27 protein-coding genes and 1 pseudogene are annotated in these 26,123 nt (G+C 67.7%); 7 read left to right on the top strand and 21 right to left on the bottom strand.

The window, feature by feature from the left end:
* Positions 1–510: 510 nt before the first annotated feature.
* From CFI00_RS12730 to CFI00_RS12715, 4 genes are all read right to left on the bottom strand, one after another.
* Positions 511–1,593 (bottom strand): IS110 family transposase, encoded by a 1,083-nt coding sequence (locus tag CFI00_RS12730; RefSeq protein ID WP_207081523.1) that lies wholly within the window; start codon positions 1,591–1,593, stop codon positions 511–513.
* A 195-nt stretch (positions 1,594–1,788) separates the two neighbouring features.
* The gene (locus CFI00_RS12725; RefSeq protein WP_207081522.1) at positions 1,789–2,040 is read right to left on the bottom strand and encodes a hypothetical protein; all 252 of its coding nucleotides are present in this window, start codon (positions 2,038–2,040) and stop codon (positions 1,789–1,791) included.
* Positions 2,037–2,318, bottom strand: a complete 282-nt coding sequence (locus CFI00_RS12720; protein ID WP_207081521.1) for a hypothetical protein — start codon at positions 2,316–2,318, stop codon at positions 2,037–2,039. Before CFI00_RS12720 ends, CFI00_RS12725 begins: the two co-directional genes overlap by 4 nt.
* A gap of 50 nt (positions 2,319–2,368) precedes the next feature.
* Positions 2,369–3,448 carry an ArdC-like ssDNA-binding domain-containing protein gene (locus tag CFI00_RS12715; RefSeq protein WP_207081520.1) on the bottom strand — a complete coding sequence of 360 codons (1,080 nt, stop codon included), beginning with the start codon at positions 3,446–3,448 and terminating at the stop codon, positions 2,369–2,371.
* Positions 3,449–3,836: 388 nt separating this feature from the next.
* On the opposite strand from CFI00_RS12715, the gene CFI00_RS12710 reads away from it, so the two are divergent.
* The 4 genes from CFI00_RS12710 (at position 3,837) to CFI00_RS12695 (ending at position 6,101) form a co-directional block, all read left to right on the top strand.
* On the top strand, positions 3,837–4,508 hold the full coding sequence (locus CFI00_RS12710; RefSeq protein WP_207081519.1) for a hypothetical protein: 672 nt from the start codon (positions 3,837–3,839) through the stop codon (positions 4,506–4,508).
* A 70-nt stretch (positions 4,509–4,578) separates the two neighbouring features.
* Positions 4,579–5,151: an RNA polymerase sigma factor gene (locus CFI00_RS12705; RefSeq protein ID WP_207081518.1), complete on the top strand. Its 573-nt coding sequence runs from the start codon at positions 4,579–4,581 to the stop codon at positions 5,149–5,151.
* 5 nt (positions 5,152–5,156) lie between these two features.
* The gene (locus CFI00_RS12700) at positions 5,157–5,900 is read left to right on the top strand and encodes a hypothetical protein (protein WP_207081517.1); all 744 of its coding nucleotides are present in this window, start codon (positions 5,157–5,159) and stop codon (positions 5,898–5,900) included.
* Between the two features lie 9 nt (positions 5,901–5,909).
* The gene (locus CFI00_RS12695) at positions 5,910–6,101 is read left to right on the top strand and encodes a DUF6458 family protein (protein ID WP_207081516.1); all 192 of its coding nucleotides are present in this window, start codon (positions 5,910–5,912) and stop codon (positions 6,099–6,101) included.
* Between the two features lie 131 nt (positions 6,102–6,232).
* On the opposite strand, the gene CFI00_RS12690 is transcribed toward CFI00_RS12695, so the two are convergent.
* The 6 genes and pseudogenes from CFI00_RS12690 to CFI00_RS12670 all read right to left on the bottom strand — a co-directional run bounded on the left by CFI00_RS12690 (position 6,233) and on the right by CFI00_RS12670 (position 12,563).
* A complete protein-coding gene (locus CFI00_RS12690; RefSeq protein WP_207081515.1) occupies positions 6,233–8,239 on the bottom strand; it encodes a tyrosine-type recombinase/integrase in 2,007 nt (668 codons plus the stop codon).
* Positions 8,240–8,322: 83 nt separating this feature from the next.
* Complete coding sequence (locus tag CFI00_RS12685; protein WP_207081514.1) at positions 8,323–9,405, bottom strand: tyrosine-type recombinase/integrase; 1,083 nt, start codon at positions 9,403–9,405, stop codon at positions 8,323–8,325.
* A gap of 601 nt (positions 9,406–10,006) precedes the next feature.
* Positions 10,007–10,219: pseudogene (locus tag CFI00_RS23975) on the bottom strand (ArdC family protein); the annotation flags it as partial.
* 445 nt (positions 10,220–10,664) lie between these two features.
* On the bottom strand, positions 10,665–12,017 hold the full coding sequence (locus tag CFI00_RS12680) for an NAD(P)/FAD-dependent oxidoreductase (RefSeq protein WP_207081513.1): 1,353 nt from the start codon (positions 12,015–12,017) through the stop codon (positions 10,665–10,667).
* Positions 12,014–12,241 (bottom strand): hypothetical protein, encoded by a 228-nt coding sequence (locus CFI00_RS12675; protein WP_207081512.1) that lies wholly within the window; start codon positions 12,239–12,241, stop codon positions 12,014–12,016. Before CFI00_RS12675 ends, CFI00_RS12680 begins: the two co-directional genes overlap by 4 nt.
* Positions 12,242–12,263: 22 nt before the next feature.
* The gene (locus CFI00_RS12670; RefSeq protein ID WP_207081511.1) at positions 12,264–12,563 is read right to left on the bottom strand and encodes a thioredoxin family protein; all 300 of its coding nucleotides are present in this window, start codon (positions 12,561–12,563) and stop codon (positions 12,264–12,266) included.
* A 54-nt stretch (positions 12,564–12,617) separates the two neighbouring features.
* Here CFI00_RS12670 and CFI00_RS12665 point away from each other — a divergent pair, with 54 nt between their 5' ends.
* The gene (locus CFI00_RS12665; protein WP_207081510.1) at positions 12,618–13,070 is read left to right on the top strand and encodes a heavy metal-responsive transcriptional regulator; all 453 of its coding nucleotides are present in this window, start codon (positions 12,618–12,620) and stop codon (positions 13,068–13,070) included.
* Positions 13,071–13,369: 299 nt separating this feature from the next.
* Here the strand turns inward: CFI00_RS12665 and CFI00_RS12660 are convergent, their stop codons facing one another.
* From CFI00_RS12660 to CFI00_RS12615, 10 genes are all read right to left on the bottom strand, one after another.
* Positions 13,370–14,818 carry an ATP-binding protein gene (locus CFI00_RS12660; RefSeq protein WP_207085501.1) on the bottom strand — a complete coding sequence of 483 codons (1,449 nt, stop codon included), beginning with the start codon at positions 14,816–14,818 and terminating at the stop codon, positions 13,370–13,372.
* Positions 14,819–15,041: 223 nt separating this feature from the next.
* Positions 15,042–16,505: an SCO6880 family protein gene (locus tag CFI00_RS12655; RefSeq protein WP_207081509.1), complete on the bottom strand. Its 1,464-nt coding sequence runs from the start codon at positions 16,503–16,505 to the stop codon at positions 15,042–15,044.
* Entirely contained in the window at positions 16,502–17,860 is a 1,359-nt protein-coding gene (locus CFI00_RS12650) for a conjugal transfer protein TrbL (RefSeq protein WP_207081508.1), read from the bottom strand. Before CFI00_RS12650 ends, CFI00_RS12655 begins: the two co-directional genes overlap by 4 nt.
* A 27-nt stretch (positions 17,861–17,887) precedes the next feature.
* Positions 17,888–18,187, bottom strand: coding sequence for a DUF6112 family protein (locus CFI00_RS12645; protein WP_242532367.1), 300 nt, complete (start codon positions 18,185–18,187; stop codon positions 17,888–17,890).
* Positions 18,188–18,282: 95 nt separating this feature from the next.
* Positions 18,283–18,573 carry a DUF6112 family protein gene (locus CFI00_RS12640; RefSeq protein ID WP_242532366.1) on the bottom strand — a complete coding sequence of 97 codons (291 nt, stop codon included), beginning with the start codon at positions 18,571–18,573 and terminating at the stop codon, positions 18,283–18,285.
* Positions 18,574–18,628: 55 nt separating this feature from the next.
* Positions 18,629–19,705 (bottom strand): M23 family metallopeptidase, encoded by a 1,077-nt coding sequence (locus CFI00_RS12635; RefSeq protein ID WP_207081507.1) that lies wholly within the window; start codon positions 19,703–19,705, stop codon positions 18,629–18,631.
* Between the two features lie 2 nt (positions 19,706–19,707).
* On the bottom strand, positions 19,708–20,388 hold the full coding sequence (locus tag CFI00_RS12630; RefSeq protein WP_207081506.1) for a cell wall protein: 681 nt from the start codon (positions 20,386–20,388) through the stop codon (positions 19,708–19,710).
* Positions 20,343–21,377 carry a ParB/RepB/Spo0J family partition protein gene (locus CFI00_RS12625; RefSeq protein ID WP_207081505.1) on the bottom strand — a complete coding sequence of 345 codons (1,035 nt, stop codon included), beginning with the start codon at positions 21,375–21,377 and terminating at the stop codon, positions 20,343–20,345. The genes CFI00_RS12630 and CFI00_RS12625 overlap by 46 nt, the downstream gene beginning before the upstream one ends.
* A complete protein-coding gene (locus CFI00_RS12620) occupies positions 21,370–22,215 on the bottom strand; it encodes a serine/arginine repetitive matrix protein 2 (RefSeq protein WP_207081504.1) in 846 nt (281 codons plus the stop codon). Before CFI00_RS12620 ends, CFI00_RS12625 begins: the two co-directional genes overlap by 8 nt.
* Before the next feature lie 364 nt (positions 22,216–22,579).
* Positions 22,580–23,416: a bifunctional DNA primase/polymerase gene (locus CFI00_RS12615; RefSeq protein ID WP_242532365.1), complete on the bottom strand. Its 837-nt coding sequence runs from the start codon at positions 23,414–23,416 to the stop codon at positions 22,580–22,582.
* A gap of 758 nt (positions 23,417–24,174) precedes the next feature.
* On the opposite strand from CFI00_RS12615, the gene CFI00_RS12610 reads away from it, so the two are divergent.
* The gene (locus CFI00_RS12610) at positions 24,175–24,381 is read left to right on the top strand and encodes a hypothetical protein (protein WP_207081502.1); all 207 of its coding nucleotides are present in this window, start codon (positions 24,175–24,177) and stop codon (positions 24,379–24,381) included.
* 5 nt (positions 24,382–24,386) lie between these two features.
* Complete coding sequence (locus CFI00_RS12605) at positions 24,387–24,650, top strand: hypothetical protein (RefSeq protein WP_207081501.1); 264 nt, start codon at positions 24,387–24,389, stop codon at positions 24,648–24,650.
* A 163-nt stretch (positions 24,651–24,813) separates the two neighbouring features.
* On the opposite strand, the gene CFI00_RS12600 is transcribed toward CFI00_RS12605, so the two are convergent.
* A protein-coding gene (locus tag CFI00_RS12600; protein ID WP_207081500.1) for an IS3 family transposase occupies positions 24,814–26,093 on the bottom strand; the annotation gives its coding sequence in 2 pieces (ribosomal slippage) (positions 24,814–25,805 and positions 25,805–26,093; 1,281 coding nt in all).
* Positions 26,094–26,123: the final 30 nt, after the last annotated feature.

Here is a 26,123-nt window from a genome sequence, read left to right as displayed (position 1 = left end):
GCAATCCTGCCTGCCAGCCACGCTCCGGCTGACCAGCGCCGGAAAGCCAGGCCGCCGCGGAACCTGCCAGCCGAAGGGTCGCTGCGATGACACCGATCGCTGCGACGAGGACGAGACCGAGGTTGACCAGCTCATCGTCGGCTCCGCAACCGCGGGGGTTCATCCCGAGAAGCCGCTGACCACGACGGCCCCGGACTGCTGTCCCACCAGAACGAGACGACCAGCGTGGGCTTCGAGGAGAGCAGCCGGGAGGCGAAGGTTGGCCACGCCGTCCTCGCTCGCGGTCTGGCGCGCGACAACGACAGCTACGGCGACGTCCTCGAGGGGAAGGAACCGTCCACCGGCCGTCTGCCCAGGCATCTGAGCTGCCGTCGGGTCAGGTGCGTTGGTGGCTGACCGGGGAGGATCGGACAGTCGTACCTCTGGAGACTCCGCTGTGACGATGTCGGTGAACGTCGAGCCGTCTGCTTCGCGCACCTCGACACGGATCGGCGACGGTCCTATGCCGCGTCAAGTGGTCATGAGGTCTGTTCGGAGGGCTCTGTAGACGCTGCGGGCGAGGTGGCGTTTGAGGCAGCGGATGATCTCGGGGGTGGATAGTCCTTCGGCGCGCCGTCGCTCGACGTAGGCGCGGGTTTCCTCGTGGCGGCCCATCCGTCCGACGGTGATCATGTAGAGCGCGGAGTTGGCTTGGCGGTCGCCCCCGGGATTGAGTCGGTGGCGGCGGGTCTTGCCGGAAGAGGCGGGAAGCGGAGCAACCCCGACGAGCTTGGCGAAGCTGGCTTCGGACCGCATCCGGTCGATGTTCTCGCCAGTGCTGATCGCCAACTGGGCGGCGGTCTGGACTCCGACCTGGGCCATGGCAAGCAAGGACGGGCAGGCCTGTTGCACGAGGGTCGCCAGGTGCTTGTCGGCCTCAGCGATCTCGCCGTCGAGGTAGGCGATGCGTCGCGCCAGCGCTCGTAGTGCATGGCGCACCGCGTGGTCGGGATCAGCGACCCGGCTCGGGTCGGGGCGCATGGCCAGGACTTTGGCTACCCGCTTCTTCCCGCTCAGCCCGATCAGGTCGTCGTGAAGGCGCCCGGATGCAGCGGTGATCAGGTCACGCAGCTGGCTGTACGCGGCGGTGCGGTTCTTGACCGCCGCATCGCGGGGGACCTTGATCACGCGGATCGCCTCCACGATCCCGGTCTTGACCTTCGGCCGACCGCTCGCGCGCCCGGCCAGGACCTGCTCGGCTGCCGAGTAGGCGTCGAGCGGGTCGGACTTGCCGTGTCTGACCCGGGTGGCCCTTTCCGGCCGGTTGACCTCGAACACCTCGAACGCACCCGCCCCGTGAGTGAGCAGGTGGCGGGTCAGCCCCGCACCGTAGGAACCGGTCGACTCCACTCCGACCGCGAGGACCGGACCGTAGGTCGCGGCCCACGACACCAGTTCGCCAAAGCCAGCCCTGGTCGCGGGGAACTCACGATCTGCCAGCCGGCCGAAACGAGCGTCGATCACGGCCGCGACATGGACCAGTTGGTGGGTGTCAACACCCACCACCACGCCGGCCCCATCAAGAACTTGTTCTTCAACAGACACATCACTCATGCTGGAAATGTCTCCTTCACCATCGTGTGAAAGATGACCTTCCAGGTCGGGCGGACAGTACAGCGACGGGAACTTCTTCAGGGTCCTATGAGGTCACGCCCGCCCGGCCTGGCCACCAGAACAGACAAGCCCTGCCGGGGCCGACACGTCGCACTTCAAGGCAGCCACACCAAGCAGCGCCAGTATCGAGATAGGTCAGACCCCGACCGGGTAACCCATCCTCCCTGTATCGAGATCGGTCGCGAGCTTGGCGAGCAGGCGCTGGAGGTCCTCACGGTGCAGCGGGGTGTCGGTGGCGTACGGCTCTCGATCGAGTCGGACGGCCACGGTTCCGTCGAGGTCGACGCGGACGTCGACCAATGGCAGGACGACGGGGACACGCTGTCCCACACGCTGGGCTGCGCGGTCCTCGCGTCGGTAGGGGGCGGCAGCGTTCAGCATGCTCACCGGCCCAGCACCTCCGACGGCTGTCGCTTCACCGGCGCGCGCGCAGGTGTGACGCTGTGCCGGCTCGTCAGCGCTTCGCGGTTGAGCCCTGGCGGATCGCCATTGCCGATCCTGTGAGTATCCAGCTGGTCGAGGATCGTCACGGCTGCCCCGCGGACTCGCTCGGCCGTGGACTGCACGACCTCGACGGGTGACTTGCCTGGGACGCTGCCGGCCCACGTGGCGACGTACGGCACGGTGTAGTCGTTGGTCGCCAGGCCGTGCCCGGCGCCCACCATGACTATCTGGACAGGTCGGTTGTCAAGGGGCGGGACAGGTCCGTGTGGGTTCATAGTGATGGTCCTCCGACGGTCGAGCGAGATGCGTGGGCGGCGTTGGGGATGGGCTGGGCGGCAGATTCGAGGCTCCGTGCGATCGCGCGGTCCAGCCCGGGCGGGTTCCCGTTGGGCAGGGTTTGGGTGTCGAGCTTGTCGAGGATGCCTAGGGCAGTGGTCCGGACGCGGGCGGCGAGCTGATGGACGGCGGTGACGGGGTCGATGCCCTCGATGCGGGAGGCCCAGGTCGATACGTAGGGGACGGTGTATTGAGAGCTGTCCATGTTGTGCGCGGCGAGGAGCATCAGCGCGACCGATTCCGCCTCGATCTCCGCGACTCCGCGGTGCATCGCTGCGTCGGTGTTGTCGGGGCCGTGGAGGATGACGTGGCCCAGTTCGTGGGCGAGCGTTTTGACCTGTGCCGCGTCGTCCATGTCCATCCGCACTGCGACCTCGTGGGTGAGGTAGTCGGTGAGCCCGTTGGCTCCGCCGATGGCGTCGGAGGTGGACACGAGCCGCAGCTCGAACCCGTGCGTGGTGATCTGGTCGGCTAGTGCGTCCCAGAGGCCGGCGGGGGCTTGGCCTTCGAGGAGTTTGGGTGCGGGTGTCTCGGGCAGCGGTTCGCCGTCGGTCTGCGATAGCGCCCATACGTAGGTGGGCCGGACGCTGATCATCCGCGCGCGCACGACCTCACCGGGCGCCGGCCTCTGACCGCGACCGAGGCGATGCCAGCTGTCGGGGTTGTTGGGCTCGTGAGATGCCATGCGTGCGGTGACGGGCGCGAAGATCTGGTAGCCGGCTTGACCCTTCATCACGTGGCGACCGAGGGACTGCCATTGCTTGAAGCCCGCGACATAGGTCGGGTTGGGGTCGGGGACGCGGCCCTCGGCGTAGGCGACGGCGTGCTGGACCCAGATGAGGAGCGAGTTGTTGAACGAGCGGGCGCGGAAGCGGGCGGCGAACTCCATCGCGTGTCGCCAGTCCTCGCCGGTAACGAGTTGCTCGACGGCTTCGGTGAGTTTGGCGTGCAGAGCGTCGAGCTTCGCGTCGCGGTCGGCGATCTTCTCGTCCAGGGTGCGGCTGTTGGTACGCATCGGTCCTCCCACGGGTTGTGGGAGGAAGGTGCACCGCCGGTGCCGGGGGGAGCGGCGAGATCCTGGACCCGTCGGAGGCTGAGGCCGCCTCGGCTACTGGTAGCGTCGGGCAGCTTCGTCAGACATCGGAGTTCGCGGTGTCCGCCCTCGCCCAGGGTTTCGATCGCCTGCTGTTCGAGGCCTTCGATCGTCTGGCGACTGGCAGCCACGGCCAGTGCGCTGGGTTCGACGAGTTCGGGTCCGCCCGGTGTGGGTTTGAGGTGCTCAGGCCGTCCAGGGCTCGCTTTGCCCGGGGTCTCGCAATCTGGACAACGGGGTGCTGCGGTTCGTCCCGCTTTCGGTTCCCCGTTTGACACGACTCACCGTCCAACAAGCCCTGGGAGATCACATGAAGACCACCAGCATCCGTACCGTCGCCGCTGCCGGCCTCGCCGTCGTCGCGATCGGCGGCATCGGCCTCGTGGCCGCGGCAGCTGACGAGTCCAACCCGCCGGCTCCCGCTCAGGTCGAGACCGTCGACCCGCCCAGCGAGCCGGCTGACCCGGCCAACACCGACGACGCAGCCGTCGACGACAACAACGGGGACAACACGAACACCGACGACGCCGCGGTCGGCGACGGTCAGGACGGCAACACCGACGAAGGTGACGTCGTTGAGGGTGACAACAACGGCGACAACACGAACACCGATGACGGTGAGGTCGGCGACGGTCAGGACGGCGACACCGACGAAGGTGACGTCGTTGAGGGTGACAACAACGGCGACAACACGAACACCGATGACGGTGAGGTCGGCGACGGTCAGGACGGCGACACCGACGAAGGTGACGTCGTCGAGGGTGACAACAACGGCGAGAACGAGAACGTCGACGACGGTGAGGTCGCGGACGGCGACGACAACGGCGACAACACGAACACCGATGACGGCGCCCAGGGCGACGACCAGGACAACGCTGGCGACAGCAACGAGGGCGACGCCGGCAACGGCGACTCCGGTCCCGCTGACGACGCCCAGGGCAACGCCGGCGACGGCGCCAACGGGGATGGCTCCAACGGCTGAGATCGCCATCCTCGGTGGGGCGGGCAGACGACCTGTTCGCCCTACCATGCTGCCCGGGAGGACCCAGTCGATGACCGATGAGCTCGAGGTGGCGGTGTCAGCCGCCGCCGCAGGCGACACCAGCGCGTTGCGCACGATCTACGAAGCGCTGTCGCCGCGGGTCATCGGCTACCTCACGCTGCGGGGGGCGCAGGATCCCGAGGGACTCACGAACGACGTGTTCGTGCGAGTCCTCCCGCGGATCGGCGAGATCACCGGTGGCTGGCAGGGTCTGCGGGCGTTCACGTTCTCAGTTGCCCACGGGCGGCTGGTCGATGAGTTCCGCAGCCGCGGCCGGCGCCCGGTGCATCAGGAGTACGACGCCGAGGACGACCCGCGAAGCCACGCCTCGGCAGAAGACCAGGCGCTGGAGCGGATCAGATCCGGCGGGGTGCTCGATGTCCTCGAGCTCCTGCCGGACGACCAGCGCTCCGTGGTCGTGCTGCGGGTGCTGGGCGAGCTGACGATCCGCGAGACCGCGGCGGTGATCGGGCGCAGCGAGGTCGCGGTGAAGAAGTTGCAGGGCAAGGCGCTGGCATCGCTGCGGATGCTGCTGAGTACCGAGACGGGCCACCTCGCCGGTGGCCACGAGACGACGGAGTGAACACGATGGACGAGATCAAGAGCCCGGCGGGCCCCCACGACGAGGCGCTGAACGACCCGGTCCTGAGCGTCCTCTTCACCGAACTGCGGGCGGTTGCCGACCGACCTGCGCCGCCCGTCGACACCGAACTCGCAGCCGTCCTCGCGGGAGCAATCCCATTGGCGGTCGCCCGCGACCAGCGGAGCAGGACCGCCCGGACCGCGATCATCGGCCTGGTGACAACGGGAATCCTGGCCGGGGGACTGGGGGCCGCCGCTGCCAACGAGTTGCCACCTCCAGCGCAGCGCATCGTGTCGAAAGTGGTCAACGGGCTGACCCCCTTCAACATCCCCAACCCCGACGAGCAGGGGCCAGTCGAGCACCAGCCCGACACCACGATCGACGACGACGATGACCAGCCCGGCCAGGACGGAACCGAGCGGGACGGAACCGAGCGGGACGGAACCGAGCGGGACGGAACCGAGCGGGGCGGAACTGAACAGGGTGACCAGGGCGACGGCCAGGGCGATGGCCAGGACGGCCAGGACGGCCGGGGTGACCAGTCGGGCGGAGACCAGCCGGGCGACCAGCAGACCGACGGCTCTGGCGACCAGGGCGTATCAGATGACGCGGATCAGCAGGGCAGCGGCGAGGAAACCACGGGCGGCACCACCGGTGGGTCCGGCGACACGGGCGAGGCGGGCAACGGCTCCGGCGGCTCCGGCACGAACGGTGATCAGCCAGGCACCAACGGCTCCGGCCAGAACTGAAGGGACATCATGGGACTCCTCGGCCTCGGCATCTTCCTGGCCATCGTCGGTGCGGTGCTGAAATTCGCAGTCACCGCCGAGACGCCGCACGTCGACATCAAGAAGGCCGGCCACATTCTGTTGTACTCCGGGATCGCAATCGCAGCCCTGGGGTTGCTGCTTGGCTTTGCCGACGGCAGCTACACCGGCGGCAACAACTGAAGTGGAGTGACGTCCTGTAGGTAGGCCGGACCGGGGCTTTTCTGGATCGGCTTTGCGCTGCCGTTGGGCCGTTGCCGGGATTGGAGTGCACCGCGCTCGTGGTCGCGATCCTCGTGTCCGGGCACTGATGCTCAGCCCTGAATTGACGGAACGTTCTCTTCGTGATCGCCGGTGCAGGTCGGTGGGTCGTTGACCGTCAACGGCTCGCCGAGATCGTCCAGGAGTTGGCAGATGCGTCGGGCGACGACCTCATGTCGCTCGACCTCGCGTGTCCATCCCTGGCTGCGGGCGTGGTCGCTGAGTACGAGCTCCGTGGAGTAGCGGTCGCGCAGGCGCGGGGCGTACTTCGGCGTGGTGATGAACTTCGCGCACGTCAAGTACAGGTCGCACTCGCAGGGGCCTTCGGCTGGCAGGCGCAGACAGTGGCCGAGCTCGAGTTCGGTGCGGAAGAAGTTGCCCTTGATCCAGTCGACCGTCTCGGGTGTAAGTTCTCGGTTCCGGACGGCGGAGGCTGACGGTCCGGCGATGGTGGCGTCGGCGCCGAGGACAGAGCTGTAGTCGTCGAGAACGGCGGGGTCGCTGACGTGGGCGTAGACCAGCGCCATCTGCACGCTCTTGTGGCCCAGGACGCTCATGATCGTCTGGAGTCGCGCGCCGCGTTCCGCGAGTTGAGTTCCGACGGTGTGGCGGAACCTGTGGGCAGTGATCGTCGGTTTGCCCTGCGGGTTGACCAGGCCCGCTGCCTGGCAGGCCCTCGTCAAGGCGTCGTCGAAGAGGTAGGCGTTCGAGAGGACCCGTCCCTGGCGGACGAACAGGCGCCGAGCGGGACGTTCCTTGTGGTTGCCGGGTAGCGGCCTGTCGATCTGCTCGCGGCGCAGGCCGTGGAGGGTCCGGATGGCGTCGGCTGCTTCCTCGTTTATCGGCACGGTGCGTTCGGAGTAGTTCTTGCTGGCGGGCAGCCGCAGCCGGGGTGTGCCGTCGGGGTAGGCGTCGAGGCAGTCCAGGTCGAGCATGCGGATCTCGCTGCGACGGGCACCACTCCATCTGGCGATCAGCAACGCCGCGCGCTGGAAGGGGCACTCAAGCGCGCGGACGGCGTCCATGAGGACCGTCAGCTCGTTGTCGGGGATGAACCTGGGGACGGCACGGGTGATCTTGGGCAGGTCGCCGTTCATCAGCAGCGGACGACCGGGCATGTGAGGCCATTGCCAGGCGTAGCCGTCACGGAAGAACCCGAGCACGGCATGGATGTCTTGCCGCCGGGTCGCGGGAGCCAGCGGGGCGCCGGTGCGGTGATGGGTGAGCGTGGTCAGCCAGACGCAGAACTCCAGAGCGTCGGCACGGGAGACCTCGGCGAAGGACGCCACCGGCGCACGGTTGGCCATCAGCCAAGTGGTGAACCTGCGCAGCCCTGCGGAGATGTTCTGGACCGTGGAGGGCCGGTCGAGCTGGCTGCGGGCATCCAGGTAGCGCTCGATCGTGACGGTCATGACCTGCGGCATGGGTGGCCAGACCACCCGTTTCGGCAGCGGCTCCTTCGGCACCTCGGGGATGTGACCGGCGTGGTAGAGCAGCAGCTGCAGGAGGAAGACCTGCGATCCCCAGTTGCGTCGCTTGCTGGCCCACTGGGAGTCGTCGCCGTGGAAGTGGCGCCGATCGGGTCGGCGGCCGAAGTCGTCGATCGCGTGCAGGAGATCCTGGAAGTCCGCGACGGTGAACGCGTCGAGCGCGGGGACTCCGCTGTGCAGCAGCATCCGCGACAATGCCCACTGCGCGGCGCGGCTGGCGGTCTTGGTCCGAAAACCCACCCGGGAGCCGAGCTCACTCAGCTCGTCACGGGCCTGCACCAACGGCAGGTTCAACGCCTCGGCGTGGACCCACACGTTCAAGGCCGGGACGGCGAGTAGCCAGTCCCAGTCGAACCTCACCCTGCCGGCGACTCCCAGGAAGGTCAGGTAGTGGCGTGCGTTGTAGGAGATGGGATCGGTGAGCGGGCCGCAGCGAGGGTCTTCATCCAACAGGCGGCCGACGCGGTGGGTCAACGGCTCGGCGAACCACTCGCTCAGATCGGGGTAGCGCGCCACGAACTCCTTGCGGTGCTTGAGTTTGAGGCTCAGATACGAGGGGTCGTTCGTCACCGCGCGGATCAGTTGCGCGAACTCCTCAGCCGATGCGTGCTCGGGGGTTTGCGCCAACACCACCGGTATCGCGGCCGGCGTTGTCATCGTGCGTCACCGGCCCGCGGGGTCGTTCGAACGTGCTCCTGCTGGCCGAGCGCGCGCTGGTAGTCCGCGGCGACTTCGTGGTCAGCGACGCGGGTGTAGATGCGGGTGGACTCCACCGAGGCGTGGCCGAGCCTGCGCTGCAACGTCAACTCCCGCATCCCGCCCTCCCACATTCGGGTCGCGTGCGTATGCCGGAGTGCGTGCGGGGTGACCCACGGCTCGCGGATGCCTGCTCGGGTCGCAGCACGGGCAAACAAGCGGACAAGCGCCGCGTAGCTCAATGGCTCGCACCGTCTGGAGCCCTTGCCGCCGACCAGGAACACGAACGGCGAAGATGCCTGTGCCGGGCGTTCGGACATCACGTAGTCGCTCAGCGCGGCGAGTGTGTCGGTGTCGAACAGGTCGACAACCCGTTCGGTCCGTGACTTCTGCCGGACCCCTGCCGGGTGGTCGTCGCGCACGCGCACGAAGACACGACGTCGGCCGTAGGCGACGTCGTCCAGGTGCAGGCTGAGTACCTCGCCCGGACGCAGGCCGCCATTGAGCATCAGTAGCAGCATCGCCCGATCGCGACGACATGCGACCTTGGCGAACAACGCGGCAACCTGCTCGTCAGACAGTGGCCGCGGGAGACGCTTCGGCTGACGGACCTTCAACGCTCGTCGTTGTGGCCGCTGCCGACTGGCCTCACCAGCAAAAGGCTGGTGCCGGTCCGTGACGCGCTGCCACGCCGGGTCGGGACGACGCTCGATCGGGTTTGCGCCGTCGTACTGCTCAGTCGCGATCGCCCACTCGTAGAAGCCACCGACTCCAGTCAAGATCCTGTTGATCGTCGCCGCTGACAGGATCGGTGTTCCCGTAGGTCCGACCGCAGTCAGCGACAGCCGCCGTGCCCGTGATCTCGTCGGCTCCGTGCGGAGGAATGTCAGCAGGTCGATCGAGGACCGTGGACGCAGTTCGTCCCAGCCCATTCCTGAGTGGTCGAGGAACCGCCACAGGTGCAGCAGGTCGTAGGCGTAGCTGCGCACGGTGTTCGGCGAGCAACCACGTGCCGTCAGGTAGCGAAGGTAGCCGGTCACCACATCGACAGTGGTCCCGTCCCCGCCGACGAGCCGGACCTCCAGACCGTCGACACCGCGGATAGCTTGAACTCTCATGGACACCTCGTCTTCGCGCTGTGGGTGAACTGCCAGAGAAAGCCCACCCGCCCGATGCTGTCCAGATAAGAGTTAGCGCAACGGACTCCGCTTCGACCTCCGCGATACCGCGGTGCATCGCGGCATCGGCGTTGTCAGGTCCGTGGAGCATGACGTGACCCAGCTCGTGGGCCAGCGTCTTGACCTGGGCGGCGTCATCCATGTCCATCCGCACCGACACGTTGCGGGTCGTGTAGTCCGTGAGGCCGTTGGCGCCACCGATCGCCTCAGCGTGTGACACCAGCCTGAGGTCAAAACCGTGCGAGGTGATCTGATCCGCGAGGCCGTCCCACAATCCTGCCGGGGCTTGTCCTTGGAGCAACACGGGGCGCGGTGGTTCTGGAACCGGGTCACCATCGGTCTGACTCAGGTCCCAGACATGGGCAGGCCTGAGACCAACCAAGCGCGTACCCACGGCTTCTCCGGGCTTGGCCGTCTCACCTTGGCCGAGACGTCGCCACGACTCCGCGCTGGTCGGAGTCGACGACGCGAACCGTGCTGTCACAGGTGCGAGGATCGCGTAGCCCGACTGGCCCTTCATGACGTGCCGGCCCAGACTGAGCCACTGCTTGAAGCCAGCGACGTACGACGGTGCAGGCTCGGGCACTCGACCTTCCTGGTAGGCGACCACGTGCTGGACATAGATCAGCAGCGTGTTGTTGAACGAACGGGTGCGAAACCTAGCCGCGAATTCCATCGCCCGCTTCCAGTCATCTCCGGTCACCAGATTGCCGACGGACTGGGCCAGCTTCTGCTGCAACGCGTCGAGCCTCTCTTCGCGGGAAGCGACGCCTCGGGGCTGAGCTCTCATCGGGCGACTCCTGTCTTTCAGACGACAGGTGTGTCCCCGGCACCAACTGGCTGGCGACGCAACTTGGGGGCTCAGGCTCGTTCGTACGGCTACGGGCCCCGATTGGTGTCCATGCGGTGGCGCCGGTTCGACGCCACACGCCACACGCCAAAAGGTCAGGGAGATTGTGAGGGGCTCGCGGCTCGGGTGATGGAAATCCGCATGCGATTCGCGTAAGGACAGGGGTTACAACGCTTGCCAGTCGTCACCCGAAACGCGACTACTAGAGCCGGATCGCCGTCCGGAGCGTGGCACTAGCAGGCCGACGTTGGTGCCTGGTGCAGCGATGCTCTCAGAGCATCGATCCCAGATCGGACCCCACGGTCGGGTACGCGGCCGTGGTCGATTTGAGTTGACGGGTGGTGAGCCCGAGCGTGATGGCTAGGCCGAAGGTGTTGATGAGCTCCCCGTACTCGGGGCCCAGCAGATGGGCGCCCACGACCCGGTCTGTGGACCGGTCGATGAGGACCTTCGCGGCCGCGGTGGTCTCGCCGATGCGGTAGTTGGAGTACCAGCCGCTGGTGTCGCTGTGACGGACGGTGAGGTCGATGCCTTGCTCGCGAGCCTCTGCTTCGAGCATGCCGACGCGGGCGAGCTCGGGGATGGTGAATACCGCCGTAGGGATGCCGGTGTAGTTGGGGGCGGTGGTGGTGCCTTTGAGCATGTTGGAGGCGGCGACCTTGGCCTCGATGACCGCCACCGGCGTCAGCGGCATCCCCGCGGTGTCCGCGGAGTCCCCGGCAGCCCACACGGCCGGGTTCGTGGTGCTCTGGAGGTGATCCGAGACGCTCAGGCCACGTTCGCCCCATTCCACTCCGGCGGCGTCGAGGGCAAGACCGCTGAGGTCCGCGACACGACCCGCGCCGTGGACGACGAGCTCGGTCTCGATGCTCTCGTGGACTCCGGCCCGGTCCAGGGTGACGATGTAGCCACGGCCGTTCGGCTCGACAGCCGCGATGCTGGTGGAGCGTCGCAGCTCGACGCCGATGTCGGCGCCACGGGTGACCAGCAGCTCGACGAGGTCGGGGTCGAATCCCTTCAAGGGTCGTTCGCCGCGGTCCACGATGACCGGTGACGCGCCGGCGCGGGCGGCGATGTGGGCGAACTCGAAGGAGATGAAGCCGCCTCCGACGAACAGGATCCGTGACGGAAGTTCGTCGAGGTCGAGGAAGCCGGTGCTGTCGATCAGGTGCTCGTGACCCGGGAAGTCCAAGGGGCGGGGTCTGGCGCCGGTGGCGATCAGGAAGCGGTCGGCGTCGTAGCGGGTGCCGTCGACGTCGATCTGTCGCTCAAAGGTGAAGCGCGCCGGGCCGTGGAGCGTTTCGACGCCGTTGCCGTTCAGGCCGGCCTCCATGTTCTCCGGCACCGGGTCGGTGAAGCCGTGCTTGTGCTTCATCAGGTCGCCCCAGTTGATCGACAGGCCGGCAGCGTCGATGCCCTTGCCGTCCATCAGGCGGGCGCTGTCGATGATCTCCGCGCCGCGGCGGAGGATCTTCTTCGGGTCGCACCCCCGCAGGGCGCACGTGCCGCCGTAGGGCAGCGGGTCGACGATCGCGACGCGCCACCCCTGGCTGGCGCACTTGTTCGCAGACGCCACACCGGCCATCCCGGCGCCAAGCACGATCAAGTCATAGCTTTCGCTCATCGGCGGTTCTCCTTCAACGGCTTGTTGGCGGTCTCGTTGACGTTTGACGCGGGACATCTCCGGCGTGGCACCCGCGTCACCCAGCCGAGGGCGAGGAGCATGAGGCCGACCCCGATCAGGGCCCAGCTCTGGAGGGACATGCCGGCCACCGCACCGAGCACCCCCAGCGACAGCAGCACCGGCAGTCCGCAACAGATGCCGACTGCGCCGACAACGGCGGCCACTGGTCCGACAGCGCCCATTCGGTCACGCATCGGCGAGCGCCCTGCGGAGCTGGACGAGTGTCGGTGCGCCTTCGTGGCCACCGGGGACCGGGTATCTCCGACAAGCCAGCCCGACGTGTGCGCCGGGCTCGGCGAACAGGTCGACGCCGTCGATCTGGATGCTGGGTGAGCCCAGAAACCCGACGCGCTCGGCGTCCTCCGGAGTCTCAACCAGTCGGCGGGTCACCGTCACGTCGCCGCGCTCGGCTGCGATCAGAGCCAAGCGCTCGTCCGCGACTTTCCAGCTCGGGCAGTCCTCGAAATAGAGCAGCGTGATGTCCACACCCCGACGCTAAACCTTGAACCACGGTACAAGGTCAAGCGGTACGGTGAGACCATGCGCATCGGAGAAGTCGCCGAGGCCGTCGGGGTCCCGACCGCCACCATCCGCTTTTACGAGCGCAAGGGACTGCTGCCGCAACCGCGTCGAGGCCCCAACGGCTACCGCGAGTACGACGACACGACACTCACCACGCTCGCTTTCATCCGCAACGCTCAAGCCGCCGGCCTCACTCTGGTCGAGATCGCCACGATCCTCGACCTGCGCCGCGAAGGCGCCACTCCGTGCGGACACGTGCAGGACCTCCTGGCCGCCAAGTTGCTCGACGTGCAGCAGCGGCAACGCGAACTGGCCACCCTCGAAGCGGAGCTCGGCCACTTGATCGGCCTCAGCCGTCGGCTCGACCCGGCCGACTGCTCCGACGAGGCGATCTGCCACATCATCGCCCAGCCGCTGGCCTCACGACCACGCACGGATGCCGTGCGCCCAGAGGTAGATTCACCGGCATGAGGCGCCGCATCATCCTCCCGGTCACGCTCTACCTCACTGCGGCACTGGGGAGTCGGGCCGCCGAAGCGGCGGGCTTTCAACGGTGCCATTGCTCGGCGGCGTGCTGGTGCCGCAAGCCCCTGCTGAGCGCCTTCCGCTGGGTTCTGCCGATCGGCCACCGATAGTCCTCCGGGTCACGGGACCAGAAAGCATGCAACACCCATCGCCCCGGTGCTCACTGAACTTCAGGGTCCGCGGCCGCTCGGGGATGGCTCAGACGCTCAGGTTCGTCGCTGGACCGTCAATATTCGCGCGAACTCCTAAAGGGTCCCGGACGCCCGCGCGGACGTGTCGAACAGCTCGAGCTCGGCGGGATGCAGCTGGTGCTGCACCACGAAGGACCTGTCCTTGATCCGCCACAGCCCCTGACCGGTCCCCAACGTCGGCAACAGCGACTGCTCGGTCCCGGTCAAGCCCAGGGCCGTCGCGGTCGAACCGAGCTGGTCCGACTCCTGCCGGTAGACCACGCGTGTCTCGGCATTGGCGAGCAGTGACGACGCGAGGGCGCGCATCGCTGAGCCTTGGTCGCCGACGTTGTCGAGGTCGGAGAGCTTGTGGAAGATCAGCATGTTCGCGATGCCATAGTGGCGCGCGAGTCGCCAGTGCGCGTCCATCCGGCGCAGGAGTGCCGGGTGAGACATGAGACGCCAGGCCTCGTCGTACACCACCCACCTCTGCCCGCCGGACGAATCGAGTAGCGCGGATTCCATCCAGGCCGATGCGCACGTCATCAGCACTGAGATCAAGGTGGCGTTCTCGGTGACGCGAGAGAGATCGAGCGACACCATCGGCAGTGTCGGATCGAACCGCACCGTGCTCGGGCCGTCGAACAGCCCGGCCAGGTCGCCAGCGACCAGACGTCGGAGCGCGTGTGCGACCAGGCGTCCGTCCTCTGCCAGGCGACCGTCCGTGTCGGTGGCCGGGTCGGGGGAGAGGAGCCGGTCCACCACCATCGGCAGCACAGGCGTGGGCGACGTGCGGACGACGTCACCAAGGGCGACGTCGATTGCCGTGTGCTCCAGCGGCGTCAGTCGTCGGTCCAGCACGGTCTCGGCCAGGGCGCCGACCAGGTCCCGTCGCCTGGCCGTGACCTGCGCCGTCCATTGCGCGTCATCGAGACCGCTGGGCCGGAGACCCTCGTCGAGGGGGTTGAGCCGGTTGGCCATGCCGTGCCCGAGCGCGATGGCCTTGCCGCCGACGGCCTCGGCGACTGCAGTGTGCTCACCCTTCGGGTCGCCCGGCACGTACACGCGGCGCCCGAACGGGATCGAACGGGTGTAGAGGCTCTTTGCCAGCGCGGACTTGCCAGCGCCCACGATCCCGGCGAGAACGAGGTTCGGTGCGGTGATGAGACCGCGGGAGTAGAGCACCCACGGGTCGTAGACAAAGGAGCTGCCTGAGTAGAGATCCTGACCGACGAAGACGCCGTCACTTCCGAGGCCACCCTCGGCGAGGAACGGGTAGGCACCCGCCAGCGTCGCTGAGGTGTCTTGATGGCGTCGTAAGCGCAATCGGCCTGGGGTGCGGAGGGCGGCGGGGCCGGGCTCGCCAGCCCGGGGCAGTACGACGGTGGCGCGGCGCTCGGCTGTCAGCTCGTCGGCCCGTGCCTTGGCTGCTGCGTTCCGTGCCTCGCGGTCCACTGAGAGCAAGGACTTCGCAGCACTCTGCCGGACGCGACGGTCACGGCGTCGCTCGCGACGGGGCGACATTAACACCGAGCTGTGCAAGCGGCCTTCATCCCAGCCCGTCACAGCGAAAGCCCACGAACGACAGCGAGGGGATAGACGGACAGGGTCACATGCGCCAGCGCGCTCTGCGCGTTGTCGGCGTCAACAGCCGGGTCCTCGAACGTGGGCATCGGCGCCTCCTACTTGATGTGGTTGAGAAGGAGGTGTGCCTGGAAGCCCGTCGCCAGTCGGTCGCGCGCCACCCTCACACGTCTCGGCACAACGGGAGCGCTGCTGCCGCGAACGCCTGCGCCTGCTGGCCCCAGAGTCGACGGGTCTCGCAGGAGGCCTGGATGGCTGCCTGCTCGAGGTGAGCCACGGCGCGCTCGAGCTCGTCGAGGTCCGCGGCGCTGACGGCGATCAGTCCGGTGGTGCGCAGGATGCCGTGACCCGCGGTCAGGTCCGCCTCCTGCTGGAGCACGTCGTTGTACTCCGCGGACTGCTGGGCGTCCTCAATCTGGCCGATCCGCTGACGTTGGGAGGCGTCGGAGACGTACTCGGTCTTCTTCTTGCGGATGTCGCGCGCGGCCTGGTCGGTACGCATCGGGGTGTAGAGGAGCGTGAAGGTGCGTCGTACGCCCGAGGACAGGAGTACGGGCGAGAGGAACCCGGGGTAGACCAAGGATCGCGGCCACTCGCTGACCCACAGCACGCAGTGGTGGGCTGAGTCGCTGCGCACGCTTGACCACTGCTCAGTGACACCGACTGGCCCGGCCGAGGCGAGGTCACGACCGAGCTGACCGTGGCGTTCGAGCGCTCCGGCGACGACCGGGTCGTACGCCGAACGCAGGATCACCGCCAGGTCGCCAGGCTCCAGCCACGCCGACGGTGCGAGGTCGGCAGCCCTCAGGGCAGCGGTGGTCGTCGACATCTCCTGGCGGAGCACTGCGGCAGCGCCGCGGGTGCCCCCGCCCGCGGCGCGAATCGCACGACCAGCAGCTTTCATGTCGAGTGAGATCGAGACGGTGCTCGCGTGCCGTTCGCCGGCGGGACCGGCACGGTCGATGAGTTCGGCGTACGTCGTGGACGTCCACGAGTCGTCCTGCAAACCGTGCTGGGACCACCACTGCGCCAGCCCTCTGCCCGAGTCGGGAAGCGTCCGCTCCATCACCTGCAGCGACGCGATCCGTCCGGATCGACAGGCGGTTGCCAGAACACGGCCCCAGCTGGCCACGCGACGCTGCTGCTCGATCGGGTCGAGCAGGATGAACGCCGGATGGGTGACGCTGACGATTGCCGTCAGTGTCGAGCGGTGCGGGTCGTGGATCATCACAGCTCCGCTCTCGGGGTCGAGCCACTGCCGCAACCGCGCAGCATCGCCTGGCAGCGCCAAAGTCCCCACAGGCCGCGGTCTCACGATCCGGCGTTGGAAGAGCAGTTGGCCGCCGGTCGAGCGCCACACCCAGCGAGCCACCACGGGGAGCCACTCGACCAGCTTGCGGCCACCGACGCCGACCCACGCGAGGGCGGCGCACAGGAGCAACATCGGGAGGACGTACAGCAAAAGGGTGCCGCCGCCCAGGTACAGCGCGACGACCAGCGTGACGGCAGCCGTGCCGACCACGACCAGCTGTGAGCCCGAGAGACCTAGCAGGACTCCACGACGGGCCAGGCGGGAGAACTTCACCGGCGCGAGGTCGTAGTCGCGCCCCGCCGAACCTGTACTCACCGCCCTCGGCCTTTCTTGGTGTTCGACGCGGGCACCGGGTCAGCCACGTGAGGTGGCGGCGATGCCGCGGCGCTAGGTGGTGCCTGGTTGGCGGCATCGATCTGCTGCGAAGCCGCAGCTCCCACCGAGCGGCCGGTGCTGACGCCAGCGGAGAAGGACTGCTTCGCAATCGCCAGTCCCGCAGCCACGCCGCCCCCGGCCGCGCCACCTGTCCGCCCGCTCGACAGCCCGCCAGCTGAGCCTCCGCCCGCGACGCCTCCACCTCCGCGTCCAGCCCCGCCTCCAGCCCCGCCTCGAGCCCCGCCTCGAGCCCCAGGAGCTGCGGCTGGGGCAGGCGAGGGACCTCCGCCACCCGTCGCCGTACTCCCGCCTTGCGGCCCGCCACCGAGGACCTTGCGGGGCGTCGACCCGGACTGGCGGTTCAGGGGGATGGGCATGGGCCGGTTCATCGCCGACTTGGTCTCCTGTTCGGCCGACATCGCCTGGTGCATGTCGAAGCCCATGAAGCTGATCGCCTTGTAGGTGAGGTAAGGGGCGAACGCGGCCATGAGCATGAGCACGACGCCGGCGATCGGCTCGCTTGCCGATGCGAGGTCGGAGTCGATGGGTGCGGACACCTGCGCGGTCGCCAGCAGGAAGATCACCACCAGCACGACCTTGGACAAGATCAGGGCGAGGACGAAGCCCGCCCACCTGCCGATCCAGCCGCGTGTGTGGTCCCAGCTCGCCCCTGCGAGCGCTATCGGGGCGAAGACGATCGCGATGAGAAGTAGAGCCTTTCGGACGAGGAGGCTGACCCAGACGATGACCGCACCTCCGATGGCGAGCCCGGCGATGAAGATGGTCACGATGGCCCCCGCTCCGGGGGCGGCAAGGCTGATGGCCCCGAGGCCGGCGACCAGGAGCACGATCCGGTCGCCCATCTCCTCCATGTTGGTCCCGGCGGCCTTGACGATGCCGACGCACAGCTGGTCGGTGAGCTCCAGTGCGGTTGCGAGCAGGGTGAGCGCCACGAACGAACCGAGGACCGACTTCGCCATGCCGAGGGCGGCTCGGGACAGAGCTGCGGGTTCTCTCCGAATCATGCCGCCGATGACCTGGAGCATGAAGAAGCCGAGCATCACGAAGACCGCGACGCCGAACAGGATGTTGTAGACCTTGGTGTAGTGGCTGCTGGTGACGTCGACCATGGTGGTCGAGTCGAAGACCCTCCAGACCGACTCGAACATCCAGCCGGCTGCATTCCCCATGGACTGCGCGAGGTAGTCGAAGGGAGCCGAGACCAGGGAGCCGGCCGCTTCTCCGGCCACGTCGCAGACACCTGAGATCACGGGGATGTCGCAGACGTCGACCATCGTGTCGTCCTCTCACCGAAGCTCGGGTCAGACCGACTGGCCGACGTTCCAGAAGAAGTTGACGAGGGTGACGGACGCGCCGGTGATGATCGCGGCGCCAAGGCCCACCAGGACGCCAGCCTTGCCTCGCCCGGCGAGGTGCGGGTTGGACGAGTTTGCGCCGAGAGCCCACACGATCGCGGAGATGATGAGGGCCAGCACCGCGAGGATGAGGCCGACGGTCATGGCCGCGCCGACGACGTCTCGGAGCTGCCCGATGCCCGGTAGGCCGTTGGAGTTGGGACTGATGGTGATGTCGTAGGGGAGCACTGGGGAGCGGTAGAGCACGATTCCTCCTGGGCAGGGTCAGGGTCTTGCAGGGCAGGTGCGCGCGCGACGCCGGTTCGGAGGCAACGTGGGAGGTGCGGGCTTACTACGGGTGGCTACAGAGATGCGCCGATGGAGAGCAGCCAGTTGGCCCAGACGAGGGAGCCTCCGGTGAGTACGGCTCCGCCGAGTGCGACGTAGAGCCCGGTCTTCGCCTTGCTGGCCGTCTGCCAGCTTCCCTGTGCTGATCCGATCGCCCATGTCGCTGCGCATGCGATCACCGTGAGGACGGCGATGACGAGGCCGTACGTGAGCAGTGCGCCGACGATCTTCCGCAGGTCGCCTGCTCCGCCGACGGCACCGAAGTCGGGTCCTACCAGTGGAAGCAGGGCTGTCGTGATGCTCACGCCATGCAGGTGCTCAAGTGGGTCCAGCCCGCGAAACGGGTGGGTGCTCCTGACATCAGCTCACGGCCGTGAAGTGCAGGTGGTCGAAGTGTCCGCCGGTCACGCTGGTCGGGTCGTGCATCCCGCCACCGTCGTAGGAGCGCCAGCCCTCGCTGCTGCGTGCCACCGACCAGATGCGGCCCTGCCAGATGAGGTACTCGACGCCGAGCCTGCCGGCGTTGGACTTGAGCCAGTCGGTGACCTTCCATCCGAGGTCGAGGGCGGGCCCGGTGGCGGCTGTGCCAATTGAGTTGCCAAACGTCCCGTCGCAGGCGCGTCCGACCTCGTGCTCGGAGTCGTTGCCGGGGCGCTGTGACCAGCATGCCCAGGCCGTGTCAGGGAAGGTGGCCCGGACCTGGGCGAGGACGTGCGCAGTTTGTTCGGTGATCAGCCCGTCGGTCGTGGGGTCGTCGACGAGCCCGTTCGGGTTGGTTCCTGGGTAGGACGTCGCCGGTCCGCTCGTGGCCGCGTCACAGCCGCTCTCGCTGCCGTTGATCTCGGCTGCGCTGTTCGCACTCAGCCATGGTTCAGGATTGACGGGCGCAGCCTCGGCTCCGCCAGGTCGGACCTCGAAGTGCAGGTGGTCGCCCGTCGAGTAGCCGTCCGACCCGACGTCTGCAATGTGCTGGCCAGCCGTGACCGTGTCATCCACGCTGACGTGGATGCCTTCGGCGTACATGTGGGCGTACGCCGTTGCCACCGGCCGTGCACCGACGGTGTGCTCGATCACGAGGAGGTGTCCGTACCCGATGGCGGGCCCGACGGAGACGACGCGTCCGTCGGCAACAGCGACGATGGGTGTGCCGGCATCGGCTGACAGGTCCACTCCTGTGTGGAGCTTGCGTTCGCCGGTGATCGGATGGACGCGCATCCCGAAGCCACTCGAGCGTGTCCACGACCCGGCGGGGAGCGGGAAGACCACACCCGAGGTCTCTGGCTCGGTGACGGAGGGTGTGCCCGTCGACGGGGGCGAGGAGGTGGCCGGCAGGCATGAGGCCTGGGCGGCCGGGTTGAGCAATACGCCGAGGCTCAGCAGCAGCATCGCGGGCCCGAGGAGGAGGGCAAGGACGGTGATGAGCGCAATCTTGGCCATGCTCAGTCCAGGGGCTCATCGAGCCTCGAGAGGCGCAGCAGGTGGCACTGGGGGTAGGACGGCCCGCACACGATGAAGACCGTGAAGGCGACCTCGTGCGCGGAGGCGACGCGTTGGTTCTCCCAGATTCCGGAGCGGTGTCGGGTGCCTTCGATGGTGAAGGCGGTGGTGCCGGAAAGCAGCTCGTTGCCTGCTTGGGCCTCTGCCTCGTCCCACAGCGTGGGTGTCACCACGGACTCGATGTCGAACCACTGCGCGGTCTCGAACTGGGCCAGCTCGGCCCAGGCCTCTTCGGTGGGCAGGTAGTTGTCGATGTCAGAGATCAGGCCGGGGGAGGACTCACCGCTGGGGTCACTCACGGCGACGAGCCGCTGGACGTGGTCGGACCGTCCGACGAGCGTGGCCGTGTTCCATTCGAAGATGGCGGCGGCGACGAGGCGGGCGAACGCGTCGGGTTCGCTCGTCGGCCGCAATGGCGCGAGGTCGGCGACGGGGGAGACGGGGGCTTTGGTCGTCGTCGCACGGGGTGCTGAGGGTGCGATCCCGGTTGTGCCCGGCGTGGCCGGTGAGGGACGCACCTGCAGCGAGTAGCTGAGGACGGCGATCACCAGGGTGCCCAGAGCGAGGCAGGCGATGATCAGGTGACGTCGGCGGACAATTTCGGAACGTGTCGGGTAGCGCATGTGTCTGAGGTGGCCGCGTGTTCCCGCGCGCGTGTCACCGCCTCGGCAAACGCTGTCGTCTCGTCGACGACGCGGAGGAAGAGGATCCAGTCGTCCGGCTTCACCTCGCGTGCTATCTGCTCGACGTCGTACCGCTTGGACCAGCCGTCGAGTTCCGCCCACGTCAGGACGAACGCGCGGGTGGATCGCATGGCGGTGGCCGCCGCCGACGCCCGCTTGGCGCGGTTCTCGCGGACCCGACGTCTGTGGTCAGCCTTCGCCTCGGCGAGGGCCTCGTCCGTGAGGGCGTCCACGTCCGAATCCTGGCGCGAGGTCATCCGCGCTGCGACGCGCTGTGCTGCCTTGACTCGCTGGTACCCAGGATCGACAGGACCGCCGTTGCGGATCGCGCCGAGCTCGTCGGTCGCAACCTGGCGGATCGTCTCGGGTTGGGACCGGTCCGCGGCGATGCGTTCCATCTCGAGGATCTGCTCGAGCCGTGCGTACGACGCCTTGCCCGTCACCATTTCCGCGGCCCGGCGACGGGCCGAGCCCAAGGCTTTTGGCCCCGGTGATGCTGATTCAGCATGACTGCGCTGACCTGCGGGTTGATCGTTCTTCGCCCCGTACTGGGTGGCGGCTTGTCGGCGCCGCGCGTCCTCCTTCACCAGGTCGAGAAGCTCCTGGTAGAGCTTCGCTGCCTCGTCGGGGGTGAGGGGCTGGTGGGTGATGTTCTCGTCGCGCTCGGCAAGCAACCGGGTCAGCTCGTCGCTGATGCCCGAGCGCACCCAGACGCGGAGGGTCTGCCAGCCGAGCTGCTTGGCGGCCGCCAATCGACGGTAGCCACAGATGAGGTAGCCGTCGGGTGTGATGGTGACCGGTTGAAGAAGGCCGACGCGGGTAAGCGATTCCGTCAGTTTGGTCAGGTCACCGGGATGCTGACGGTGACGCTCACCGACGATGATGGAGTCGATCTGGCGCTCGAGCTCGACGAATCCCTTGTCAGACACGGCGCGTGCTCGCTGACGTGTACTCGGGTGCCGCGTGCTCGATGAGGCGCGCGAGTGCCGCGTCCTCGAACAGTTCGTCGAGTCCCTCGCCGGACATCAGACGCAGAAGGATCCCGCGTCCCTCGCTGGTGTGGGAGTGGTCGGGATGCTGGTTTCCGAGCACACCGCGCAGGACGGCGAGCCAGGACTTGTGATCGACGTCCAGGAGCACTGGTCCGTTCCCGTCGCGTCGCAGCGACTCGAAGGCGCTCGGGCGGGTGCCGGTGCGGATCAGGCGGGCGGCGATGTACTCCAACCCGAGCCGTGCAGTGCGGCGGGACCACCCGAGCTCGACGAAGAACTGGATCGCCTGGTCGAGGGCGAAGTAGGCGTTCGTCGGTTCGTCCTCGATGGACTCCTGCCTCGGATCGTCGATGGCGCTGAGGTCGTCTTCGACCTGGAAGGCTGGGTGGTAGTTCGCAAGGTCGACGTCGCGCTCGCTGAACCGTTCGGCGTCGTGGTAGTTGGCGCCGGAGCTGTGGCGCGCCTGCTGGGTTGAGCAGAGCATCCCTCGGGCCCGGGACTCATAGACGAGGCTCAGGTGGACCGCGTGCGTGATCACTGCCCACGGATCCTCGGCCAGCCGGGTCGCCCGGGCGTTCATGATCTCGAAGGCGCACGTCGCGGCGTCTGTGGGTTCCAGCCCGTACTTGTGAGCGAGTGCGCCGTACTTGTCCATGGCGTACGCCATCAGCTCGGCGGCGTCGGGGTCGGTCTCCCATGCACCGGGGCCGGCATAGGCGAGGTCGAGCAGCAAGAGTCGAAGTCCTTCTGCGGTGGCGTAGATCGGGTCGTTCACAGTTCGTGTCCTTCCGATGGAGTGGTCGTCGGTGCGGAGGGCAGCGATCGGCCTTGGGCGGTGTGTGGCAGGCGTCTGGCTGCCTTGGTTGCGGCAGCCGCGGGGGCGCGTCGAGCACGTCGAGTCAGTTCGTCCTGGAGGTCGATGCCGCGGCCTGCCCATCGGGCCCCGATGAGTGTGGAGACCTCGCTGGGGCGGACCCATGTGATCGTCGGTCGGACCGGGTCCCCAGATGGCTGGACCGGCTGGGGGAGTGAGGGGTCCCCATGAAGGACGAGGTCATTCGGTGCAGGCTCGGGTACGGCCGTCGGCATGGGCTCAGACAGCGCGCGATCGAGACGGCGTCGGTAAGGCGCGTGGGTGTTCACAGCCCCACCGCCTCAACCGCTCTCGTAGGGCGTGACGGCGCCGCCGGCGCTACTCGCGAGGCGATCCGGAAGGCAGATCGAATGGTGGTCAGAGCCTCGAGCTCGGGAAGTCCTGCAGCATGAGCCGCCTGACCGAGCAGCGAGGTCGTGCTGCCCAGGTCGTGTCCGTCCTCAGCCATCCGGCACGCTGCCCAGAACAGTCCACCGTTGCGAGCACCTTCGGGACGCGAGGCAACCCACGCGGCCAGCTTGTCGGGGGTCCTGCCGATCGAGGGCGGGGCCTTGGCCTGGCTCAGTGGTCTGGGCGGGTCGAGGAGCCGCCGCAGCCCCGAGGCGTCGACCAGTGTGGGCCGGTGGTGCTCGGCGATCGCGATCTGCTGGTAGCGGCGGTCGACGCCTTCACCGGTGCGCGCGCAGGAGGGCGGGATGATGATGTAGCCGCCGTCGCCGCGGAAGTCGATGTGCTGGCTCGGCACCTGCCACGACCTCTGGTCTGTGGCAGCGGTGCGAAGGAAGTAGGCGTGGAGGCCGCCGGAGGGAGTGCGGACCAGCCACGCCCACCCCTCGACGAATCCAGCCCGTCGCGCACGCTCGAAGGCACCGAACCCGGACCGGGCGCCGTGGACGTCCACGTCGACCACGTCGACGCCACTGGCCGAACCGGTTGGGACGCCGATGTTGGCGTCAGGCCATCGTCGCCACCATGACCTGACGATGTCGGGGTCGGTGCTGGCGTCATGGAAGCCGTGGACGGTGAGGGGCTGCTTGCCACGGGGGACGCACGGGAAGACTGGGATGCCGCGGTCCGCGCCGCGCGTCGCCGCCGTCGCCAAGTCCGGCGCTTGTACGAGCGAGTCCAGGAGTTGCGGACTCCAGCGTGCAGAGCCCTGCCGCTGTGGTTGGTCGTCCATGGACTCGACTGTCCACATCTATGGCACCAATAACCGCCCTCCCTGGTACCGCCCGTCCTTGATGAGTGTGGGACGGGCGGGACACAAAGCTCGCTCTGGCACGAGGCGGGAGCCAGAATTCGGCGAACCGCCGCTAGTTCTCGGCGTAGCTTCCGTTCGCGTCCGAGCCGCCCTGTGGCTGAGCCCGAGGGCGATCGTGACGCGTGAAGCTACGGCGAACCGCCCACTAAGACGCACACGCGCGCAAGCGAGGTCCGTGATTTCCCGGGGCGCTCGGGTCGCCGGAGGTCTCCCGGGGTCGCACCAGTCGCGAGGCCTCGCAAGGCCGGCCTAGCCACCAGGCGCATTCGAGGGGTCAATGTCGGTTCCACGCCCCCGCGTTGGGCCCGGCCGCGCGCGAGGCCTGTGGGTGATTGCTTCGCCGTGTCGGCCCTGACGAGTACAGTTACCACTACATCTAGTACTTACACCGCTGTAGTTAGCGGCTGTCGCTGCTAGGTGGGCACATAGCAGCAAGCCCCGACCTTCGGGGTGAACCGACGATCGGGGCCTGAAAATACAAGCGGGAACTTGTTCGGGAACCGTAGCACTGGGCTGGGTGGGCTCCGCCAACGGGGGCTCACCCGGCGCGTCACCAAACAGTGGTCGGTTCTACGACTGGTGTGCCAGAGAGAACCACCGTGAGTAAGCCGCCGAGGAATCATGGCAAGACCTGGACCAGCAGCGACAACAAGGCGCTCAAGCAGTTGGCGTCTCAGAACACGCCCACCCGGGTGATCGGGCTCAAGATTGGGCGTACCGCCGACGCGGTGCAGTCGCATGCGTCCGAGATCGGGGTCAGCCTGAAGCCGACCAACCAGTCGCCGTACGGCACCAAGAAGAAGTGACCCCGGTGGCTTCCGACAACCGGAGTGGCCAGCATCGGGTGAGAGCAAAGGTCCGCTGCTTGAACGGGCATCAGCACGACCTCTGCATTCTCGTCCGTCGCGAGGTCCACCCGGATCTCCGCTGTCAGCCGGATCAGGGTTTGGGATACGCGATCGGTGGCGGCGGCTGCACCTTGCCCCGCGACCTCGACGAACTCGCTGAGCGTGAGTTGCGGGACAACTACCAGGAGTCGAGGCGACGCGGCTGGATCGAGATCACCGCTGCCTGACCCGTCAAGGCGCTCCGGTCGACAGCCGTCGGCCGGAGCGCTGGGCTCGTAGGGCAACGAACGTCATGTATCTAGAAAGTCCCACTCCGCGCCAAGCACCCAACGCAGCGCGGACAGCTTGCCGTTCAACATGCTGAACCGCCCCGGCGTGTCCGGAGACTTTCTAGTTTGAGACTCCAGCGATTGCTGGGGTCTGGTGGTGAGCGTAGTGAGCTTGCTCGGCCTCGACTGGCGTGAGGTCGTCGCAGTACTCGAAGGGTCGGCGGTGGTTGAACCAGTCGACCCACTCGGCTGTCGCGATCTCGAGGTCGTCGAAGCCCTTCCACGGCCGCCTCGGCTTGATCAGTTCGGTCTTGTAGAGCCCGATCACCGACTCGGCCAGGGCGTTGTCGTAGGACGAGCCCACCGCTCCGGTCGACGGCTTGATCCCGGCAGCGTCCAGGTGTTCGGAGTAGGCGACGGACAGGTACTGGACCCCGTGGTCGTGATGCGCGATCAGACCGGCCAAGTCTTTGCCTTCACGCTGTCGGGTCCAGATCGCCTGCTCGACCGCATCGACGACCAGCTGGCTGGTCATCGTGGTCGCCACCGACCAGCCCAGGATCCTGCGGGCGTAGGCGTCGATGACGAACGCGGTGTAGCACCAGCCCGACCACGTCGAGACATACGTGAAGTCCGCGACCCACAGGCGATCTGGTGCCAGCGGTGCGAAGTTGCGGTCAACCAGATCCAGCGGCTTGGGCGCCTTCGGGTCGCTGATCGTGGTCCGCTTGACCTTCCCGCGCACCGCACCAGCCAGGCCCATCTCGCCCATCAGCCGCTCCACGGTGCAGCGCGCGATCGGCGGCTCCCCGGCTGGCCGCTCGCGGTTCAACGTCAGCCACACCTTCCGGGCGCCGTAGACGCCGTAGTTCGCGGCATGGACCGCGGCGATCCTGGCCTTCAGCTCCCCGTCCCGCGCCTCGCGGGAGGTGGGCTTGCGGGAGCGGTGCTCGTAGTAGGTCGCGGGGGCGATCTTGCAGCCCAGCTCGGTGAGCTGGTCGCAGATCGACTCGACACCCCATCGCAGACCGTCGCCGTCGCGGACACCGACGTGCTCGTCGATGTAGGCCACGATCAGCGCTGTGGCCGGTCGAGTTCGGCCGCGAAGAAAACCGATGCGCTCTTGAGGATCGCGTTGGCCCGCTTCAGCTCGGCGTTCTCCCGCTTCAACCGCTTCAGCTCCGCCGACTCCTCCGAGGTCATCCCGGGCCGCTGGCCGGCGTCGACCTCGGCCTGGCGACACCACTTCCGGATCGTCTCCGGTGTCCCGACGCCCAGCAGCTCGGCGACCTTCGTCATCGCCGCCCACTCCGACTCGTGGTCGGCCCTGATCTCGGTGACCATCCGGACCGCCCGCTCACGCAGCTCGGCCGGGTACCTCTTCGGCGTACTCCCTGACATGACTCCAACCTTCCCAACGAATGGAGTCTC

The organism is Nocardioides sp. S5, assembly GCF_017310035.1.
GTDB lineage: Bacteria > Actinomycetota > Actinomycetes > Propionibacteriales > Nocardioidaceae > Nocardioides.
The sequence above is the reverse complement of the archived record's forward strand: the minus strand, read 5'-3'. Positions and strand labels throughout refer to the sequence as shown.